This is a genomic window from Rhodocaloribacter sp. (assembly GCF_056451265.1).
The window spans coordinates 18,010-36,793 of the sequence record NZ_JBWOPL010000029.1 but is presented as its reverse complement, the minus strand read 5'-3'; the positions used below and the strand labels follow the sequence as shown (position 1 = coordinate 36,793).

General features: G+C 64.9%; 14 protein-coding genes and 1 tRNA gene. 11 read left to right on the top strand and 4 right to left on the bottom strand.

Annotated features, from left to right (window positions below):
• Positions 1–5 precede the first annotated feature (5 nt).
• Positions 6–2,465 (bottom strand): bifunctional aspartate kinase/homoserine dehydrogenase I, encoded by a 2,460-nt coding sequence (gene thrA, locus AC1HIY_RS04215; RefSeq protein WP_479575460.1) that lies wholly within the window; start codon positions 2,463–2,465, stop codon positions 6–8.
• A gap of 288 nt (positions 2,466–2,753) precedes the next feature.
• Here thrA and AC1HIY_RS04210 point away from each other — a divergent pair.
• From AC1HIY_RS04210 to era, 3 genes are all read left to right on the top strand, one after another.
• Positions 2,754–2,826: transfer RNA gene (locus tag AC1HIY_RS04210), tRNA-Ala, on the top strand.
• 279 nt (positions 2,827–3,105) lie between these two features.
• On the top strand, positions 3,106–3,672 hold the full coding sequence (locus AC1HIY_RS04205; protein WP_479575459.1) for a pentapeptide repeat-containing protein: 567 nt from the start codon (positions 3,106–3,108) through the stop codon (positions 3,670–3,672).
• Positions 3,662–4,615, top strand: a complete 954-nt coding sequence (gene era, locus AC1HIY_RS04200) for a GTPase Era (RefSeq protein ID WP_479575458.1) — start codon at positions 3,662–3,664, stop codon at positions 4,613–4,615. The genes AC1HIY_RS04205 and era overlap by 11 nt, the downstream gene beginning before the upstream one ends.
• On the opposite strand, the gene AC1HIY_RS04195 is transcribed toward era, so the two are convergent.
• Positions 4,606–5,802: a 4-phosphoerythronate dehydrogenase gene (locus AC1HIY_RS04195; RefSeq protein ID WP_479575457.1), complete on the bottom strand. Its 1,197-nt coding sequence runs from the start codon at positions 5,800–5,802 to the stop codon at positions 4,606–4,608. The genes era and AC1HIY_RS04195 overlap by 10 nt on opposite strands.
• Positions 5,803–6,254: 452 nt before the next feature.
• On the opposite strand from AC1HIY_RS04195, the gene AC1HIY_RS04190 reads away from it, so the two are divergent.
• On the top strand, positions 6,255–6,929 hold the full coding sequence (locus AC1HIY_RS04190) for a hypothetical protein (RefSeq protein WP_479575456.1): 675 nt from the start codon (positions 6,255–6,257) through the stop codon (positions 6,927–6,929).
• Positions 6,930–7,092: 163 nt separating this feature from the next.
• On the top strand, positions 7,093–8,127 hold the full coding sequence (locus tag AC1HIY_RS04185) for an endonuclease/exonuclease/phosphatase family protein (protein WP_479575455.1): 1,035 nt from the start codon (positions 7,093–7,095) through the stop codon (positions 8,125–8,127).
• A 12-nt stretch (positions 8,128–8,139) separates the two neighbouring features.
• On the opposite strand, the gene AC1HIY_RS04180 is transcribed toward AC1HIY_RS04185, so the two are convergent.
• The gene (locus AC1HIY_RS04180) at positions 8,140–8,766 is read right to left on the bottom strand and encodes an outer membrane beta-barrel protein (protein WP_479575454.1); all 627 of its coding nucleotides are present in this window, start codon (positions 8,764–8,766) and stop codon (positions 8,140–8,142) included.
• 214 nt (positions 8,767–8,980) lie between these two features.
• Here AC1HIY_RS04180 and bshA point away from each other — a divergent pair, with 214 nt between their 5' ends.
• Both bshA and AC1HIY_RS04170 read left to right on the top strand, forming a co-directional pair.
• A complete protein-coding gene (gene bshA / locus AC1HIY_RS04175) occupies positions 8,981–10,132 on the top strand; it encodes an N-acetyl-alpha-D-glucosaminyl L-malate synthase BshA (RefSeq protein WP_479575453.1) in 1,152 nt (383 codons plus the stop codon).
• A 29-nt stretch (positions 10,133–10,161) separates the two neighbouring features.
• On the top strand, positions 10,162–11,226 hold the full coding sequence (locus tag AC1HIY_RS04170; protein ID WP_479575452.1) for a hypothetical protein: 1,065 nt from the start codon (positions 10,162–10,164) through the stop codon (positions 11,224–11,226).
• A 21-nt stretch (positions 11,227–11,247) separates the two neighbouring features.
• On the opposite strand, the gene AC1HIY_RS04165 is transcribed toward AC1HIY_RS04170, so the two are convergent.
• The gene (locus AC1HIY_RS04165) at positions 11,248–11,898 is read right to left on the bottom strand and encodes an MBL fold metallo-hydrolase (protein WP_479575451.1); all 651 of its coding nucleotides are present in this window, start codon (positions 11,896–11,898) and stop codon (positions 11,248–11,250) included.
• A gap of 242 nt (positions 11,899–12,140) precedes the next feature.
• Between AC1HIY_RS04165 and AC1HIY_RS04160 the strand changes: the two genes are divergently transcribed.
• From AC1HIY_RS04160 to AC1HIY_RS04145, 4 genes are all read left to right on the top strand, one after another.
• A complete protein-coding gene (locus AC1HIY_RS04160) occupies positions 12,141–13,448 on the top strand; it encodes a metallophosphoesterase (protein WP_479575450.1) in 1,308 nt (435 codons plus the stop codon).
• A gap of 74 nt (positions 13,449–13,522) precedes the next feature.
• Complete coding sequence (locus tag AC1HIY_RS04155) at positions 13,523–15,004, top strand: LptF/LptG family permease (RefSeq protein WP_479575449.1); 1,482 nt, start codon at positions 13,523–13,525, stop codon at positions 15,002–15,004.
• A complete protein-coding gene (gene rsmI, locus AC1HIY_RS04150; protein WP_479575448.1) occupies positions 14,991–15,689 on the top strand; it encodes a 16S rRNA (cytidine(1402)-2'-O)-methyltransferase in 699 nt (232 codons plus the stop codon). Before AC1HIY_RS04155 ends, rsmI begins: the two co-directional genes overlap by 14 nt.
• Before the next feature lie 210 nt (positions 15,690–15,899).
• The gene (locus tag AC1HIY_RS04145) at positions 15,900–18,773 is read left to right on the top strand and encodes a glycosyltransferase family 117 protein (protein ID WP_479575447.1); all 2,874 of its coding nucleotides are present in this window, start codon (positions 15,900–15,902) and stop codon (positions 18,771–18,773) included.
• Positions 18,774–18,784: the final 11 nt, after the last annotated feature.

The window sequence follows — 18,784 nt, the reverse complement described above, 5'->3', positions numbered from 1 at the left end:
ACGCCTCAGGCCATCGTGCGCGCCGCCCGGACGACGTCGGCCAGAACGCCGGCGGCCGTCACCTCCGGCCCCGCCCCATGCCCCTGAATGACGAGCGGGCGGTCGTGATACCGGTCCGTCGTGAAGACGATCATGTTGTCCGTCCCGCGCAGCCGCTCGAAGGGCGAGCCGGGCGTGAGCGCCCGAACCTCGGCGCGGAGATGGCCCGGCGAGACGTGCGCCACGTATTGAAGCCGTCCTTCCGCCGCCATGCGATCGGCCCACACGCCGTCGAACTCCGCGAGGCGGTCCATGAACACGTCCACCGGCACGTTGTGAAGATCGGGCGGCACGAGCGAGGCGACCGAGACGTCGGCGCGTTCGACCGAGCACCCCATCTCGCGGGCGAGCACGAGCATCTTCCGCGCGACGTCCTCGCCGCCGAGGTCGTCGCGGGGATCGGGCTCCGTGAAGCCGAGCGCCCGCGCCTCTCGCACCGCCTCCGAGAACGTCCGGCCTTCGGCGAGACGGTTGAAGACGAAGGCCAGCGTGCCCGAGAGCACGCCCTCGATGCGCCTCACCCGGTCGCCGGAGCGAAGCAGGTCGCGGAGGGTGGAGATCACCGGCAGCCCCGCGCCGACGGTCGTCTCATAGCGGTACGGAACCTCCCGTCTCCGAGCCAGAACTCGGAGACGGTCGTAAAAAGCCTGTTCGAGCGTGTTGGCCCGTTTGTTCGGCGTGACGACGGCCAGCCCGTTTTCGAGGAACTCGGGATAGCGCCGGGCCACCGCCTCCGAGGCCGTCGCATCGATGACGATGAGCCGTTCGAGGTGGCTTGCGGCCAGGCGTTCGACGAGCGCGTCGAGGTCCACCGGCTCGCCCCCGGCACGGAGCCGGTCGAGGGCCTCGGCACAGGGGAGTCCATCGTCGTCCCACACGATCCGCGACGAGTTGGCCATGCCGACGAGGCGGAGGTCGAGGTCCATCGTTTCGAGGAGCACGGGCGCCTGCGCGGCGAGGATGTCGAGCAAGGCGCGCCCGACGCCGCCGGGACCGATGAGGAAGAGGTGCGCGCGTTCGTGGGCGCGGGCGAAAGCTTCGTGGAGCGCCCGCACGGCCCGGCGCGCATCGGTCCGGCTGACCACCGCCGAGATGTTCGTCTCGGCGGCGCCCTGCGCGATGGCGAGCACGTTGATGTTCGCCCGTCCGAGCGTGGAGAACATACGCCCGGCCAGGCCCGGCTGCATCCGCATATGATCCCCCACGATGGAAAGGATGGCGTTTCCCGAAAGGGCGAAGACCCGGCTCACGTCCCCTCTCGCGAGTTCGTGTTCGAAGGCCTCCGAGAGCGCCGAGACGGCCCGTTCCGCCTGTGCCTCGCGTACGACGAGGCAGATGCTTTGCTCACTCGATGCCTGCGAGATCATCAGCACGTTGATCTCCCGCGCGGCGAGCGCGCCGAAAGCCCGCGCCGAGATGCCCGGCACGCCCATCATGCCCGCGCCTTCGAGCATCACCACAGCCACGTTTCCGATGCCCGTCACGGCTTTCACCCGCCCTTCCGTGGGCGTCGACTCGGCGGTGATGCGGGTGCCCGGCGCGCCGGGGTTGAGGGTGTTTTTGATGAGGAGCGGGATGCCGTGTTCGATGAGCGGACGCATGGTGCGCGGGTGAAGCACCTTCGCGCCGAAAAACGCCATCTCGGCGGCCTCGCGATAGCTCAGTTCGGGAAGCGTGAACGCGTCGGCGACGAGGCGCGGGTCCGCCGAGAGCACGCCGTCCACGTCCGTCCAGATCACCACGCGTTCGGCGTGGAGCGCTCCGGCGAGGATCGTGGCCGTATAGTCGCTGCCCGAGCGCCCGAGCGTCGTCGTCACGCCGCGCTCGGTGGCGGCGACGAACCCCGTCACCACGGCGACGGGTCCCGGAGGAAGCGCGGCGAAGTAGTCGCGGACGAGCGTCTCGGTCTCGGCGAAGCGGACGGCGGCCTCGCCGAAGGCGTCGTCGGTACGGATGAAGCGCGCGGCGTCGTGGTCGGCGGCGTCGAGGCCTGCGGCGCGAAAGGCGGCCGCGACGATGGGGGCCGAGAGGCGCTCGCCCACCGCGAGGACGGCATCACGGGTGCGCGGGGTGCACTCGCGCAGCAGATAGACCCCGTCGAGCAGTTCGCCGAGGTCGCGCCGAAGCGCCGAGAGCCGGCCGAGCAGGGCTTCGCGCGCTCCCACCGCCGCAAGCGCCTCGACCGCAGCCGTGTGCCGCGCCCACAGCTCGTCGAGCACGTCCCCGTGCGTTCCCGTCCGCCCCAGCGCCGCCTCGATGGCCGCCAACAGCCGGTCGGTGACGCCCCCGAGCGCCGAGACCACGACGATGCGCCGCGCCGCCTCCGGCTCCGCCCGCACGAGCGCCGCCACCTGACGAACCCGCTCCGGCGTGGCGACCGAAGAACCGCCGAACTTGTATACGTGTACCGGCCTTTCCAATGCCATACGTCCCCCTTTCGTCGCGAAAATGTCCGTTCAATGTCCGCTGCGCCCCTTCACCGGCGAGGCTCCTCGACGGGCGCCACCCGTACCCGGGATGCGACGCCATTGATCCCGACCTCCCTTCGAGGCCGGTCCCTTTCCCCTAAAATACGCATCCTTCTCCTCTGACTCCGCCCCGGGACGAACGGCTGGAACTTGATTATGAATAGATCGTGGAAGGGAGCCGAAGACGCCCGCAGGTGTTGAACCGAAGCGGAGGCGCTTCGTATCTTGGGCGTCCTTGAAAAAATCGGGGCTATAGCTCAGTTGGTAGAGCGCTTGAATGGCATTCAAGAGGTCAGCGGTTCGAATCCGCTTAGCTCCACATCGACCCCCTGGAATCGGCCCGACGGCATTCCCGGGGGTTTTTTGTATCCGGACGATCCGGAAGGTGTGTTCGGAGAGTTACGGCGGCGTTCGGGGCGGAGAGTAAAAAAAGAGGCCCGGCCCCCACCACGAGACCGGACCTCTTCGCCACCTGAAGATATGCAATCAGTAGAGGTGGTATCCTATAAACACATTGACCCTCCCGTTTATAACCTTCCTTCGTATATTTTTTTCTCCCAAACGGCCTTTCGCCCACAAGCCTAATAAACACAATTTCATGGCAAACAAAGACCATCTCGCCCGTCTCCAGGAAGGCGTTCGTTCGTGGAATGCGTGGCGCGTCCTGAACCCCGACGTCCGTCCCGATCTGGGCGGCGCGGATCTTTCCGGTCTCAACCTGATGGAGATCAACCTCAGCGGCGCGGATCTCTCGGGCGCCCGACTGCGAAAGACGTTCCTCACGGTGGCCGAACTCGAAAAAGCCAACCTCGAAGGGGCGGACCTGACGAAAGCCAACCTGACGGGCGCCCACCTCGACGACGCCAACCTCACGCGGGCGCGCCTGAATCACGCGGACCTCGGCTTTGCGACGCTCAACGCAGCCAATCTGACGGGCGCCCACCTCGACGATGCGCACATGCTCGAAGCCATCCTCTTCGGGGCGAACCTCTCGGGCGTCGTCGCCCGGCGCGCCAAGCTCCGCGAGGCCATCCTTACGGGCGCCAACCTCGAAGGCGCCGACCTGACGCACGCCGACCTCATCGGCGCGACCCTCGAAGGCGCAAACACCGAAGGCGCGACGCTCCCTCCGTTCTTCGACCCGGACACCGACTATGACCTCTAAAAACCCCGGCGATACACCTCCGCCGAACCCGGAATCGGATCAACCGCTGATCAACCTCGAAAACGTCCCCCCCGACCACCGGAGCGGGTACGTGGCGCTCGTAGGCAAACCGAACGTGGGCAAGAGCACCCTGCTCAACGCGTTGCTCGGACGCAAGCTCGCCATCGTCACCCCCAAGCCTCAGACGACGCGCCACCGCATCCTCGGCATCCTCTCGGAGGAAAAATACCAGGTCGTCTTCCTCGACACGCCCGGCATCATCAAGCCGCGGTACAAGCTTCAGGAAGCCATGATGCACAATGTCAGCGGAGCCATTCAGGACGCCGACCTCCTGCTCTTCATGGCCGACGCCACGCAGGACCGACCGGACACGTTCAGCCTCGAACACATCGGGGAGCGTCCGGCCATCCTCGTCATCAACAAAATGGACCTCATCAATAAAGAAGAGGTGCTGCCGCTCGTCGAGGCGTATACGAAACTACGCGCCTTCGAAGAGGTCATCCCCATCTCGGCCCTCAAGGGCAAAAACCTCGACGTCCTTCTGGAGGCCATCGTCAAGCGCCTGCCTTTCGGACCGCCGTTTTATCCCCGAGACATGCTCAGCGAGCATCCGGAGCGTTTCTTCATTTCAGAGATCATCCGGGAGAAAATCTTCCAGCAGTTTCGCCAGGAGATCCCGTACTCCACGCAGGTCAACATCGTGGTGTACGAGGAACGGGAAGAAGGCAAGGACTTCATCGACGCCGAGATCGTCGTGGAGCGCGACACGCAGAAAGGCATTCTCATCGGCAAGGGTGGAAAAGCCCTCAAGCGCGTCGGAAGCGCCGCCCGCGCCGACATCGAGGCGTTTCTCGGCAAAGAAGTCTACCTTCAGCTTCACGTGAAGGTGCGAGGCGACTGGCGGAACACCGACACGTTCCTCCGCTCGTACGGCTATCGCTGAGGTCCGACGAGACGCACGCCCAGCCCTTCCGTGAGCGCCAGGCGAAAAGCGGGCGGAACGTGTGCCGGGGCCATCGTGTGACGGGTGAAGGCCCGGCGGCGCGGATACGTCTTCCGCAGACGTGTGAAGTAGGCCCCGCGCTCGTCCGGCGGCAGGTTCAGGAGGCGTCGGAAGCGCCGGTCGTCGGCTTCGAGGTCATACATCTGCCGCGCGACGGCGTCGAGCCATTCGGTTTCGGCAAGGGAGGTCTCGGGCGGCGTGAGGCGGAGACGATCGCCCGGCCCGGAGGCAAACGCCTCTTCGGCCTCCCACACGTCCGGCAGCCCGAAACGCTCGACGAAGGCGCGATAGAGCATGACCGTCCCCCGCACCTTTCCGTCATACGAATACCCCGCGATGTGCGGCGTTCCCAGGTCGACGCGGCGGATCAGATCCGGGTCGGGGTTCGGCTCGCCTTCCCACACGTCGAGCACCGTCGCGGCGGGACGACCGACGGCGATCGCATCGAGCAGGGCGGCGTTCGAGACGACGGGACCGCGCGCGGTGTTCACCAGCCACGCGTCGGGACGCATCCTCCGGAGGGCCTCCGCCCCGAAGAGGCCGCGCGTGGCGTGCGGTCCCTCACGCGTGAGCGGGACGTGGAGCGTCACCACGTCGGCGTCGGAGAGAAGCGCTTCGAGCGTGACGAAGGGGTGGGGCTCGCCCCGCTGAACGGCGGCTTCGGCGCGTGGAGGGTCGTTCCGGAGCACCCGCACGCCCAGCGCCGGCAGCCGCCGCGCCAGACGCCCGCCAATGTTGCCACATCCGACGATGCCGACCGTACGGCCCCGGAGCGCCCGTCCCTGCCGCACGGAGAGCCGGAGGAGCGCCGCCAGAACGTATTCCACCACTGAACTTGCATTCGATCCCGGCGCATGGGCGAAAGCGACGCCGCGCGCGCGCAGCCATGCTCGGTCCACGTGATCCGTCCCGATGGTCGCCGTGCCGACGAAGCGCACCGCACTCCCCTCGAGCAGGGCCCGGTCTACGCGGGTCACGCTGCGGACGAGCAGCGCATCGGCCCCGCGCACGTGAGCGGCAGAGATCTCGCGTCCCGGCACGAGGCGAACCTCACCGAAGGGCCCGAAGGCCTGGCGAACATACGGGATGTTTTCGTCGGCTACGATGACGAGGGGGGAGCGGAGCATCGAGAGGAAGCTTTGCGGCGAACGTGCCTACCGAACGCGCCACGGAGGGCCGGGTTCGCCCGTCATCCCGACGCCTCCGCAACGGTTATCTTTTCATATTCAAATGGCCGTACCCGCACCGTCCCATGAGGGGGCAAACGCTCTTCTCACCCGGTCTCAAACACCCGGAAATCTGCCTGTCGCACTCCTTATCCGTCAAGAACGAACCTGCAATGAAGGCGGGGTGAACGGCGGGTGAATAATGAATCAACACCATCTAAATCACTATTCACAATGCACTTATAGACAAGACTCATCATGAAACTATAGGTATGCCTCATCGTTTTGGGGATGAAACGGGACTGGCATGAATTAGGTAGTGACCGCCCAGTCTGCGCGACAAAATAAAGAAAAAATTTTTCGCCGTATTCGCGGCATGAAAGGATCGATATGTTGAACCAACTCACGGAGCCATGCGACAGAAGCTTACGGTCATAGTCGCCGTGGTGATTTGTTTCGCAGGCCTGATGGCAGTGACGGGAGATTTGTTCGGGCTTTCGCACCCCGGCATCTGGAACGAAACCGCACCGGACAGCCTCGCGGTAGTCGACAGTGTCGCCGTTGCCGATACGTCGGCGACGGCGGTTTCTCCGGTGGAGGAGGCGCTTCTGAACCCGAAGCATCTCCCCCCCTTACCGCCTGATCACCTGGATACGGAGACGCTCTGGTTGGCGCGCGGCATCTTCTCCGAGTCGAAGCGCCCCGAAGAGCAAGAGCTCGTAGCCTGGGTCATCCGGAACCGGGTCGAGACCGGCTACCGGGGCAAGCGCACCTACCGGGACGTGGTGCTGGACCCGTATCAGTTCAGCGCTTTCGCGCCCGGCAACCCCATGCGCGATTTTTACATTGGGCTCGATGTGAACTCGAAGGTGCCGGGCTGGCGTCGCGCGCTTCAGATCGCCAACTTCGTGCGCACGGCCGGCGACTCGCTCCGCCCGTTCTCCGAGCGGACCCGTCACTTTTTCAGCGAACGTTCGCTCAGCAGCGGAGCGCACCCCAAATGGGCAATGGGCCGCGAACCGGTGCAACCCCGACGCAAATACCAGATCGACGCGCGGCGCTTCCGTTTTTATGAGGGCGTCTCGTAATCCCCGTCGATCCGGTTGACCCAACCATGAAGGCGCATCTCCCGTGGGTGCGCCTTTTTTTGGATCCGCCGGTCTCCGGATGGGAGCCCCGGGACACTTCCCGGGTATCATCCCGCCATCGCCGCCATCATCCCTGTTTCCTTCCCCTCTTTCCTCGCCCACCATGCGCCACCGCCCGTACCTTTTCCTGCTCGTCGCCGCCGCACTGTTCTTCGGCGGATGCGCCCGCACCGCGCCCGCGCCGATGCCGTCGGAAGCGCCGGCCGCGTTCGTCTTCCACCCGGAGCCGCCCCCCGAATACCGGCACGAGGGCATCCGCATCGCCACGCTGAACACCGAGTTCCTCTTCGATGGCCTCGGCGATGAGGGCGAAGCGACGTTTCCCCATAAAGGCGATCCCGAGAAGGCCCGGCTCCACCGCGAGCACATCGCCCGGATCATTCGCCTCATCCAGGCCGACGTCGTCATGCTCGAAGAGGTGGAAAACGACACCGTGCTCTACCTGATGCTCGAGGAGTCGCTCGATGACCTCGGATACCAGGTCTATTTCGTTCAGGGCAACGACCGTTTTACGGGACAGGATGTGGCGCTCCTCTCACGGCTGCCCATCGACGAGGTGGGGCGCACCGACGAGCGGGCGCCGGTCGAAGGCGAGCGCCGCAAGCAGGGCGTAAGCAAAAACCTGTACGCCCGCCTCACCCTCGGCGGCGTGCCGACGACGCTCATCGGGCTGCACTTCTACGCCCGCCCGCACGATCCGACGCGGAAGGAGCGGCGGGAAGCGCAGGCCGAGGTGATCCGACGGCTCGCCGTGCGCGAGATCGAGGCGGGACGCGCCGTCGTCGTCCTCGGCGACTTCAACGACTACGACGACGCCACGCTCGACTTCTCCGGCAACCGACCCATCACCGATGTGCTCCATCGCATCAAAGCCGCCGGTCCCGACGCTGACGACGACCTCCACAACGTCCTCTCCGACGTGCCGCAGGACCATCGCTTCACCAACTTCTGGGACCGCGACCACGACGGCGTCATCGACCGGGACGAACTCTCCGCCATCGACCACATCCTCCTCTCGCCCGTCCTCAGCCGGCGCATCGTCGAGGTGCACTACGTGCATGCCCACGACCCCTTCACGTACACCGATCACTTTCCCGTGGTCGTCACCATCGGTCGGGGACGCGAGCCGGGCAAGTGAGCGCCGGACCGATCAGAGACCCACGCCGATCCGGAGCATGAAAGCATTGTTGCGCGAGATGTCCGTAGTCTCCACGGTTTGCCCGGCTATCCGGAATTCCTTACTGATGAAGCGGGAGAGGCCGAAGGCGTATCGGATCTCCGGAAACAGCCGGATGCCGAAGCCCGGCACCGACAGTTCGAGCCCGAGGCCCACGTTTGCCGACATGGCAAAGTCTTCGACCGCATTTTCCACGTCGTCGCTATTGCTGGAGTTGGCGAAGGCGAACACCGGCGCCACGACGGCATAGGGCTTGATGAACGGCGTCGGGGCCAGGCGGATGCGCACGTCGACGGGGACCTCGATCATGTTCACGTTGAGGCCAAACGTATCGGTGAAGCCGGTGACGCTCAGATCAATCTGGCTGAGATCCCGGTAGAAGATGCCGGGGCGCAGGGCGAGCGGGCCGAGCGCGAGGTCCAGAAAGACGCCCGCGTGCCAGCCCGTGGAATTGTCGAGGGTGGCGTTGCTGTCAAGCACCCGGATGTCGGTGAAGCTGTCGAAGTTCAGCCCGGCGGCAACGCCGAGTTGGGCCTGCGCGGGGCGAAACAAGGCCAGCCCCAGCAGTCCCATGATCACCCAGGCGCTCGCGCGATTCATCCTTCCTCTTTGCATCATTTGACCCTCCTTTTTTGGCGAAGATAATGGAAAAGACGGGACTGATTCGGCGCATTATATGAAAAGCCGCGCAAAGGGCACAGGATCGTAACACAATCTCCCCGGCGCCGGACGGGCACGGCGGCATGCAACCTGCCCTTCGCCTTCGCGTTCATGGAAGGCGCAACTCTCTTTTCCATCCCAGCCCCTGCATCACATGAAAATCGGCATCACGTGCTATCCCGTCTATGGCGGCAGCGGCGTCGTCGCCACTGAACTGGGCAAGGCGCTTGCCGCCCGTGGGCATCAGATCCATTTCATTGCTTACTCGATTCCGTTCCGCCTCGGTCACGTGCAGGAAAACATCTTTTTCCACGAAGTCAACGTCAACGCGTATCCGCTCTTCGAATACCCGCCGTACACGCTCAACCTGACGAGCAAGATGGTCGATGTGGTGAAGTATGAAGAGCTGGACGTGCTTCACATGCACTACGCCATCCCGCACGCTACGAGCGCCGTGCTTGCCCAGCAAATCCTCGCCACGGAAGGCATCGTCGTGCCCATCGTGACCACCCTCCACGGCACGGACATCACCATCGTCGGGCGCGACCCCTCGTTCGCGCCGGTGGTGAGTTATTCGATCAACCGTTCGGACGGCGTCACGGCCGTCTCCGAGTACCTCCGTGAGGAGACGCTCTGTTGTTGTTCCGGCGTCACGGCCGACATCGAGGTCATCCCCAACTTCATCGACACGACCCGTTTCCGCCGGATGAACAAGGAGCACTTCAAGCAGGCGCTGTGTCCCAACGGAGAGAAGCTGCTCGTCCACGTCTCGAACTTCCGTCCCGTCAAGCGGGCCACGGAAGTGGTTCAGATCTTTCACGGGTTGCGGGAGCGGGGCCTGAAGGTTAAGCTCCTCCTCGTCGGCGACGGACCGGACCGTATGCCCGCCGAACACCTGGCGCGCAAGCTCGGCGTCCACGAAGACGTCCGGTTTCTCGGCAAGCAGGAGCCCGTCGAGGAGATCCTCTCCATCGCCGACGTCTTCCTGATGCCCAGCGGCTCCGAGACGTTCGGCCTGGCGGCGCTCGAAGCGATGGCCTGCGAGGTGCCCGTGGTGGCGAGCGACATCGGCGGGTTGCCCGAGCTCGTCGTCGAGGGCGAGACCGGCTTCCTCTGTCCGCTCGGCGACGTCGACGCCTTCATCGAGCGCACCGCCGAGATCCTCACCGACGAGGCGCTCCACGCCCGCATGGCCGCCGCCGCCCGCGCACGCGCCGTCGACACCTTCGACCTGGCGCATATCGTCCCCCGATACGAGGAATACTACGAGCATGTGCGCCGGCGCGTCCTGGCACAAAGCGTGTGACCCGCCTCCTCCCGCCCGCCTCCTCCGGCATGAAACACCTCATCAGTAAGAAGAAGCAAGCGTATCCGGTCAGCGACTATTTCCAATCGTACCTCCTCCGGTACGGGCGGGTCTACGACGCCGGCATCCGGTACGAGGACCTGTTGCGCTTCAACAATGCCATCCCGGTATACAATGAGGTCGGCGAAGACACGCTCTGGTCCACCGTGTTCTATCCGCCGGGAGAACAGCAAGAGATCCACGACCAGCTTCGCCTGACGTACGCCATCCTCAAAGCCGGAGGCGACGTCTCCATCGTCAAGCACCTCTACATCGACCGGATCGACCAGTGCAATTACGGCAACACGCTGCCGTTCCGGATCCGCATCGTCAACAGCATCAACGAGAACTTCGACTATTTCTACGTCAAGCGCGTCGACGCCAACCGACTCTACGGGCTGGAGCTCGAGCACATTCTCTCACCGAACCGCATTCATTACTTCATCCACAGCGGGACGATCATCGAGGAGCACATCATCGGCATCCCCGCCAACGACTTCATGCGCGAGAGCATGCCCATGACGCGCTTCGACCTCGTCCGTCTCGCCAAAGAGTTCGTCAAATTCAACGAGCGAAGCTTCGTCTGCCTGCTCGGCGACATGCATTCGGGCAACTTCGTCATCGACATCGCCCGGGACTTCGAGAAGTGGCACTTCCACATGCACCCCATCGACTTCGACCAGCAGAGTCATCACTGGCGGAAGGAAACCTACATCCCGGAGTGTTACCCTCAGAACGGCCCGTTCCTCCACGCCACGCGCAAATACCTCTCGCCGGAAAACATCGATCAGTATCAGAAAGAGGAGCGCTCGCTCATTGCCAGCCGCGTCCGCGTTTCGCACGGGCGCTTCGACCGGCTGATGGAGGTCATGCGCGAGGATCTCATCGCCCCGGACGAGAACGTGCGTCGTCTCGGCGAGCAGTTGAGCCGCCACTATGAAGACGACGCCTTTGCCCGGTGCGACACGATGGGAGAACTCGTCGATAGGTCCATTCAGCGGCTCTTCGACAAAAAGAATCCCCCGCATCCGTTGCTTCAGGCTACGTGGCCGTGAGCGGAGGGCGCGCCGGGTCGGTCAGAGCGGGGCGAAGCTTCCGGTGAGAAACGGGTTCGTCCGCCGTTCCCGCCCGATGGTGGTCGCCGGCCCGTGCCCGGGATAGACGACGGTCTCGTCGCCGAGGGGGACGAGTTTCTGGAAGATCGAGGCCATGAGTTCGGGCAGGGAGCCGCGCCAGAGGTCGGTGCGCCCGATGGAACCCTGAAAGAGCACGTCTCCGGAGAGGACGGCGCCCGCTGCGGCGTCGTGGAAGCAGACGGAGCCGGGAGAATGGCCGGGCGTGTGGAGCACGCGCCACGTCCGTTCGCCGAAGGTGATCGTATCGCCCTCGTCGAGGAATTCCGTGACGGGCGGCGGGGGCTCGATCTCGACGCCGAAGAGCGCCGCCTGATCCTCGGCGCGCGCGAGCAGCGGCAGATCCTCCCGGTGCATTCGAAAGGAGAGCCCGAAGCGCCGGGCGAAGAAGGCGCACCCGAAGATGTGGTCGATGTGGGCGTGCGTGAGGAGGAGGTGTTTCATGGTCAACCCCTGCGCTTCGACGTAGGCGAGGACGGCTTCTTGCTCGCCCGGTGTGGCGGCGCTCGGATCGACGAGGACCGCCTCGCCCGCATCGTGGCAGACGTAGCAGTTCGTCATGAAAGGGTTGAACGTGAAGGACTTGACGGTCATGGGAAGGCACGGACGGTTGAGGACGGAATCGCGGGCCGGCGTCGGAGGGCCGCGGAAAGCTTTTCCCCGGACGCCGGGCGCGGACTTCCCGTAAATGCCGCGACGCCGCAGGGGATCCCCTCGCGCGCACGCGCCATCCCGGAACGGTTCTTGGTTCGCAGGCGATGATGCCTTCGCCGATCCTTTCGAGCACCATCGACTTTCGGAGAACAACCCCGCCCGGACATCGTTAATCGCTTGCTATGTTGAAGTTTACGTTCATCACCCTCGGCCTGCTCGTCGGGCTCTTCGGGCTCGATTATTACGTCTATCGGAACTGGCGGCGTTTTGCCGAATACCGGCGCTGGGCGCGGCGCACCCTCCCCTTCTATCGCGTCTTCATGGCGCTGATGCCGTTCGTGCTGCCGGTGTACCTCTACGTCTCGCGCTGGTGGGAAGTGGAGCCGAAGGTTTTGCGCGCGTTCGTCATCGGCGTGTGGGCCGTCTATTACGTGCCGAAGGCACTGATCGCGTGCGGGATCCTGATCAAGGATCTGACGCGGTTCGTCGTCTGGCTCTTCGGGTGGTTTCAGAAACAGCTGCTGCCCGCCGCGCCCGCTGAAGACGTTGCTCCGGAGGCGGAGGCCGTCGCCGCGCCGTCCGCACCCGCGCTCGACCTCTCGGACATGAAGCGGGTGCCGCGTCGTGAGTTCTTGCAACGGATGGGCTGGAGCGCCGCCGCCGTGCCCTTCGTCATCGTCGGCTACGGCGTCTTTCGCACGCTGTACGACTTCATGCTCAGCCGGGTGGAGGTGTCCGTGGCGGGGCTGCCGCGCGCGCTCGACGGCCTGACCATTGCCCAGATCTCGGACCTGCACGCGGGCTCTTTTTTCAGCCCGCAGCCCATGCGCGAGGCCGTCGCGCTCCTCAACGACCTGCGCCCGGACCTCATCGCCGTCACCGGCGACTTCGTCAACAGCAACGCCGCCGAACTTCCGATGATTCTGCCCGCGCTCCGCGAGCTCCGCGCCGACCTCGGCGTCTTCGGCTGCCTCGGCAACCACGACCACTACGCCCACACGCCCGACGTCGTGGCGGCCGTGCGGAGCACGAAGGTGGACCTGCTCGTGAACGAGCGGCGCACGTTCGAGATCGGCGGCGCGCGCCTGCACCTCGTGGGCACGGACAACACCGGCTTCTACCAGCGGCACGCCGACCTCCCCGCCGCCCTCGACGGTCTCTCGCCGGACGACGACGAGGCGGCCTACGTCCTCCTCGCCCACGATCCGACGTACTGGGACACCCACGTCCGCCCGAACCACCCCGAGATCGACCTGATGCTCTGCGGACACACGCACGGCGGCCAGCTCGGCATCGAAGCCGGGCCGGTGCGGTGGAGCTTCGCCCGTGTGGTCTACCCGCGATGGGCCGGCCTCTACGCCGAGAACCGCCCCGGCGGCGACGGGCGTCAGTTCCTCTACGTGAACCGTGGCCTCGGCACCGTCGGGCCGCCGCTCCGCCTCGGCATCCGCCCCGAGATCACGCTCCTTACGCTCCGTCGCGCCGCCTGAGGACCCGCCTGCCGCCGGCTTCCGCTTCTGCGCGAAAAGGGCTACCTTGACGCCAAACCGCCCCACGCCCCGCCATGCTGACCCACTTTCACCGCATGATCATCCGGCTGTTGCCCGGCCCCTTTCTGGGCTGGCTCGGGACGCTCATGTTTCTGCTGCTGATGCAGTTTCTGATTCGGTATCTCCCGGATCTCGTGGGCAAGGGCCTGCCGCTCGGGGTCATCCTCGAACTGATCGTCTACAATCTGGCGTACATGCTCGTGCTGGCCGTGCCGATGTCGGCGCTCATCTCCACGCTCATGACTTTCGGACGCCTGGCCGAGACCAAAGCTTACGTCGTCATCAAGGGGGCGGGCGCTTCGCTGCCGCAGTTGCTCTGGCCCGTGCTCCTGATCGGCCTTGGCCTTGCGGGAGGCATGTGGTATTTCAACAACCAGATCCTGCCCGAGGCCAACTTCCGCGCCCGCAACCTCTGGTGGGACATCCGGAAGAAAAAGCCGGGGTTTGAGCTTCAGGAAGGGGTCTTCTACGAAGGCGTCAACAATTACAGCATCCTCGTGCAATCCATCCCGCCGGAGCGCCCGAACGTGCTCGAAGACATCCTGATCTACGACTACACCGAAGGCTCCCGCAAGCGCGTCGACATCAAGGCACGGGAAGGACGGATCGAACCGCTCGGCAACGGAGAGAAAATCGACCTCGTGCTCTTCGACGGCGAGATCCACCGGCGCAACAAGCCCCCCTCCTCCCGCGACCCGGAGCGGTACGAACGCCTCGCCTTCTCCCGCCATCGTTTCCGCCTCGACCTCTCCGATTTCATCTTCGAGCGAAGCGACCCGAGCCGCACCCGTCGCTCCGACCGCACGATGCGCACCGATGAGATGCTTTTCATCGTTGATTCGCTGGAGACGAGCGTCGCCAAAGAGAAGCAAAAGCTCTTCGAAGCCTCGATGCGACTGCTGAGGGACACGACGACGGCCTCCCCCGGCGAGGCAACCCCGGCCCTCCCCACGCCGACCGTCGCCGCCGAAACGGAGCGCCCGCTCTCCGACCGCCCGGTGCTGGCGGGGCTCAGGCGGGGACAACAGCTCGAAGTCTACGACGTCGCTGTGATGAAGGCCCGGACGGCGCGCACGCAGGTGGACAACGCGCGACGGGCGGTCAAATGGCAGCAAGAGCAGGCCAACCGCTACCTCGTCGAGATCCACAAAAAGCGCTCGATTGCGCTGGCGTGCCTGATCTTCGTGCTCATCGGCGCGCCGCTCGGCCTGAGCATCCGGCGCGGGGGTCTCGGGACGGCGGGCGCCCTGGCCATCGGACTGTTCCTCTTCTTCTGGGTCACCCTCGTGCAGGGCGAGAAGTTCGCCGATCGGAACCTGCTCACGCCGTGGGTAGGCATGTGGGCCGCCAACCTCATCACGCTCATCGCCGGGATATGGCTCGTGCTCTACGTCACGTTCGATCTCCGGGCCACGCCGCGTCTGCGCACCCGCCTCGCCGAATGGCTCCGCCGCAGGCGTTCCGGAATGCGAGCGACCATGCATGAATCCTCGTGAACGTTCCGAGACGCCTGTGCTCTACCTCGTCCCCACGCCCATCGGCAACCTCGAAGACGTCACGCTTCGCGCCCTTCGCATCCTCAAGGAGGTAGACTTGATCGCGTGCGAGGACACGCGCACGTCCGGCATCTTCCTGTCGCATTACGGCATCACGACGCCGAAGACGAGTTATCACGAGCACAACGAGGTCCGGAAGGCGCCCCGCCTCATCGAGCGCATGCAGGCCGGGCAAAGCGTGGCGCTCATCTCCGACGCCGGCGCGCCGGGCATCTCGGACCCCGGCTTCTATCTCGTGCGCGCCTGCCTGGAGGCCGGCATCCGCGTCGTGCCGCTGCCGGGGGCGACGGCGTTCGTGCCCGCCCTCACGGCCAGCGGGCTGCCCTCCGAACGCTTCGTCTTCGAGGGCTTCCTCCCGGTCAAGAAAGGCCGGCAGACCCGGATGCGCGGCCTCGCCGAGGAGCCGCGGACGATGATCTTCTATGAATCGCCGCACCGGCTGGTGAAGACGCTCGGGCAGTTTGTCGAGATCTTCGGGGCCGAGCGACCGGCCGCCGTCGCCCGGGAGTTGACCAAGAAATTCGAGGAGATCCGCCGGGGGCCGCTGGCCGCACTCCACGCGCATTATTCCGGGCAGCCCCGGGTGCGCGGCGAGATCGTCCTCGTCGTCGGCGGCCATCGGTAGGCGTCCCGAATGGCGTCCCCCGGCACGACGAGAAGGAACTCGGGACGGCGCGAATCAAACCGCCGGGGCCCGCGTTCATAGCGCGGACGCGAGACAGGCCCCGCCGACGCTCTGGCGCTCCGCACGTGCAGCCGCTCGCCGGATCGCAACCCGGTCATGCAGCGGTCCCGACTTTCCCGCGCGCTTCTTTCCCCCACTGAGCCTTTCGACATGAACTGGAAATTGACGGAGCGGATCGTTGCCGCCGTTGTTTTTGCCTATGCCCTGGCGCTCTATCTCCTGACCGTCGCCCCGACGGCGTCGTTCTGGGACTCGGGCGAGTTCATTGCTATCGCGCACAAGCTGGAAGTGTCTCACCCGCCGGGTGCGCCGTTCTTCATGCTCCTCGGGCGGCTCCTCTCGATGTTCGTCCCCGCCGCATACGTCGCCCTCTCGATCAACCTCATCTCCGTCTTTGCGAGCGCCTTCACGGTGCTTTTGACGCACCTGATCATCGTGCGGCTCATCCGTGAATGGCAGGGGCCTCCCGCCCAATGGACCACCATCGACCGCATCGTAGCGCTCGGCGGCGGCATCATTGGCGCGTGCACCTTCGCCGTCACCGACTCGTTCTGGTTCAACGCCGTCGAAGCCGAGGTCTACGCCCTCTCGATGCTCTTTACCGCGCTCGTGGTCTGGCTCATCTTCAAATGGCGAGATCAGGCGCTTCAGGAGGAAGCCGCCCTCGCCGGACGTCGCCAGCACCCGTTCGGGCTGGCCTCGAACCGCTACCTGCTCCTCATCGCATACCTCTTCGGCCTCGCCATCGGCGTGCACCTGCTGAATCTGCTGGCCATCTTCTTCCTCGCACTCATCGTGTTCTATACCGAGTTCGAGAAACCCGACTGGACGCCCCGCGAGCGATGGCTCCACATCGCCCTTGCCGGTCTGGTCTCGATGATCGCCTTCGGACTGATTTTCCCCGGCATCGTGCAGTGGCTGCCCGACTGGGCCGGAAAGTCGGGATCGCCGTATTTGTTTTTCTTCGCCTTCGTCGCGCTCGTCGTCTTCAGCGTCTATTACACGCAGAAGAAGGGGATGCAGGCGGCCAACCTCATCGCGCTGAGCATTGCCATGGTGCTGATCGGGTACTCGACGTATGCGCTCATTTTCATCCGTAGCGCCGCCGACCCGCCCATCGACGAGAACGACCCCGAGACCGCCGAGTCCATCGTCTATTATCTCAAACGCGAGCAGTACGGCAACACCCCGCTCCTCAAGGGCCCGACCTTCGACAATCGCCTCCGACGGGTGGACAACCGCCGGGAGGTCTTTTTCCCCCGCCGCTGGTCTCCCGATCCGAACCACGAGCGCATCTACGCCCAGTACGACTCCGACCTCGACTTTTTCCTTCGCTATCAGCTGGGACACATGTACGTGCGGTATCTGCTGTGGAATTTCGTCGGAAAGGCCAGCGACGTGCAGGATGCCCCTCACGTCGTGACGTTCAACGACCCGCGCGCGAAGACTTATCCCCGCTTCACACCGAGCGAGAAGGCGTCTCTAAACGCCTATTTCGCTCTGCCCCTGCTGCTCGGCCTGCTCGGCATGGCGATCCATTTCTGGCGAGACTGGCGGAGGGGGTTCGCCGTGCTCGTGTTCTTCCTCATCACCGGCGTCGGCATCGTCCTCTACCTGAACCAGCCGCCGCTTCAGCCCCGAGAGCGTGACTACTCCTACGTCGCCAGCTTCTTCGCCTTCAGCCTGTGGATCGGTGTCGGGGCGGCAGGCATCATCGAACTCGTAGCCGACGTCCTCCGCCGGCGCTTCTCCGTGAAGAGCATCGTCCCGCCGTTCGTGACCTGGCTGTTGCTCCTCCTCGCCGTCCCGTTCTGGATGGCCTACGTCAACTTCGACGACCACGACCGCTCGGGCCGGTATGTTGCTCCGGACTATGCGTACAACATGCTCATGAGCGTGGACGAGAACGCGATCCTCTTCACCAACGGCGACAACGACACCTTTCCCCTGTGGTATCTTCAGGAGGTGGAGGGCATCCGGCAGGACGTGCGCGTGGTGAACCTCTCCCTGCTGAACACGCCGTGGTACGTGCGCCAGCTCAAGTATCAATGGGCGCGCAAGTCGCCCCCGCTGCCGATCTCCCTCTCCGATAAGGAGATCGAGGACCTGACCATCGTCCGGTGGCGCCCGCGTGAAATCCTCCTCCCCGTAGACAAGAAAAAAATCTTCGAACACTCGGAGATGATCGTTCCGGAGGACACGGCGCTCGTCGAAAGCCCGATGCGTTGGAATCTTCAGGGCCGACCGTACGGAAAAGACGAGAACGGCGAGGATCTCAACATCCTTTATGCCGCCGATCAGGTGGCGCTCAATATCCTCATGACCGCCGCGCGGCAGAACTGGGAACGACCCGTCTACTTCGCCGTCACGGTCAGCCCCGACGGGCAGCTCAACCTGGAGAACTTCTTCCAGCTCGAAGGCCAGGCGTACCGTGTGGTCCCCATCCGGCACGACGAGCCGCTCGGGCGGGTGGTGCCGGCCATCACGCCGGTAAACCTCCGGAAATTCCACTTCCGCAGGCTGAACGACCCGGACGTTTATTTCGATGAGAACATCCGGCGCATGGTGGACAACTATCGGAACATCTTCTCCCACACCGCCCAGACCATCGCCGACGACGGCTACAGGGACGAGGCGCGGGAACTGCTCGACTGGTTCATGGAGGCCGTCCCGTTCGAGACCATCCCCGGAGACGAACGCTCGTTCCTTTTCATGGCGCAGGCGTATCAGGCCGTCGGCGACGACCACAAGGCCGTCGAGATCATGCAAAAGGCCGAGCCGGTGGTGCTGCACCGCCTGAAGTATCCCCGCAGCGAACGCGACCTCGACCTCGCCGCCCGGTTCGTGCAGCTCATCCAGCTCGCTTACCTCGACGCGCGAGACTTCGAGGCCGCCTCCGCTTTCAGCGCGCGCCTCGCCGAGGTGCTCGACGACTCCACGTATCGCCAGACGCCCGAAGAACTGCGCGACCTCTACGAGCGCGCACGCGGCCCCTCGCCCGACACGGTCTCCGGCACTCCGTAGCGGGGCCGCCC

Excerpts from the sequence above, each read along its gene's own strand:
- thrA (WP_479575460.1), bottom strand. The coding sequence starts at position 2,465 with ATGGCATTGGAAAGGCCGGTACACGTATACAAGTTCGGCGGTTCTTCG.
- AC1HIY_RS04205 (WP_479575459.1), top strand. The coding sequence starts at position 3,106 with ATGGCAAACAAAGACCATCTCGCCCGTCTCCAGGAAGGCGTTCGTTCG.
- era (WP_479575458.1), top strand. The coding sequence starts at position 3,662 with ATGACCTCTAAAAACCCCGGCGATACACCTCCGCCGAACCCGGAATCG.
- AC1HIY_RS04195 (WP_479575457.1), bottom strand. The coding sequence starts at position 5,802 with ATGCTCCGCTCCCCCCTCGTCATCGTAGCCGACGAAAACATCCCGTAT.
- AC1HIY_RS04190 (WP_479575456.1), top strand. The coding sequence starts at position 6,255 with ATGCGACAGAAGCTTACGGTCATAGTCGCCGTGGTGATTTGTTTCGCA.
- AC1HIY_RS04185 (WP_479575455.1), top strand. The coding sequence starts at position 7,093 with ATGCGCCACCGCCCGTACCTTTTCCTGCTCGTCGCCGCCGCACTGTTC.
- AC1HIY_RS04180 (WP_479575454.1), bottom strand. The coding sequence starts at position 8,766 with ATGAATCGCGCGAGCGCCTGGGTGATCATGGGACTGCTGGGGCTGGCC.
- bshA (WP_479575453.1), top strand. The coding sequence starts at position 8,981 with ATGAAAATCGGCATCACGTGCTATCCCGTCTATGGCGGCAGCGGCGTC.
- AC1HIY_RS04170 (WP_479575452.1), top strand. The coding sequence starts at position 10,162 with ATGAAACACCTCATCAGTAAGAAGAAGCAAGCGTATCCGGTCAGCGAC.
- AC1HIY_RS04165 (WP_479575451.1), bottom strand. The coding sequence starts at position 11,898 with ATGACCGTCAAGTCCTTCACGTTCAACCCTTTCATGACGAACTGCTAC.
- AC1HIY_RS04160 (WP_479575450.1), top strand. The coding sequence starts at position 12,141 with ATGTTGAAGTTTACGTTCATCACCCTCGGCCTGCTCGTCGGGCTCTTC.
- AC1HIY_RS04155 (WP_479575449.1), top strand. The coding sequence starts at position 13,523 with ATGCTGACCCACTTTCACCGCATGATCATCCGGCTGTTGCCCGGCCCC.
- rsmI (WP_479575448.1), top strand. The coding sequence starts at position 14,991 with ATGAATCCTCGTGAACGTTCCGAGACGCCTGTGCTCTACCTCGTCCCC.
- AC1HIY_RS04145 (WP_479575447.1), top strand. The coding sequence starts at position 15,900 with ATGAACTGGAAATTGACGGAGCGGATCGTTGCCGCCGTTGTTTTTGCC.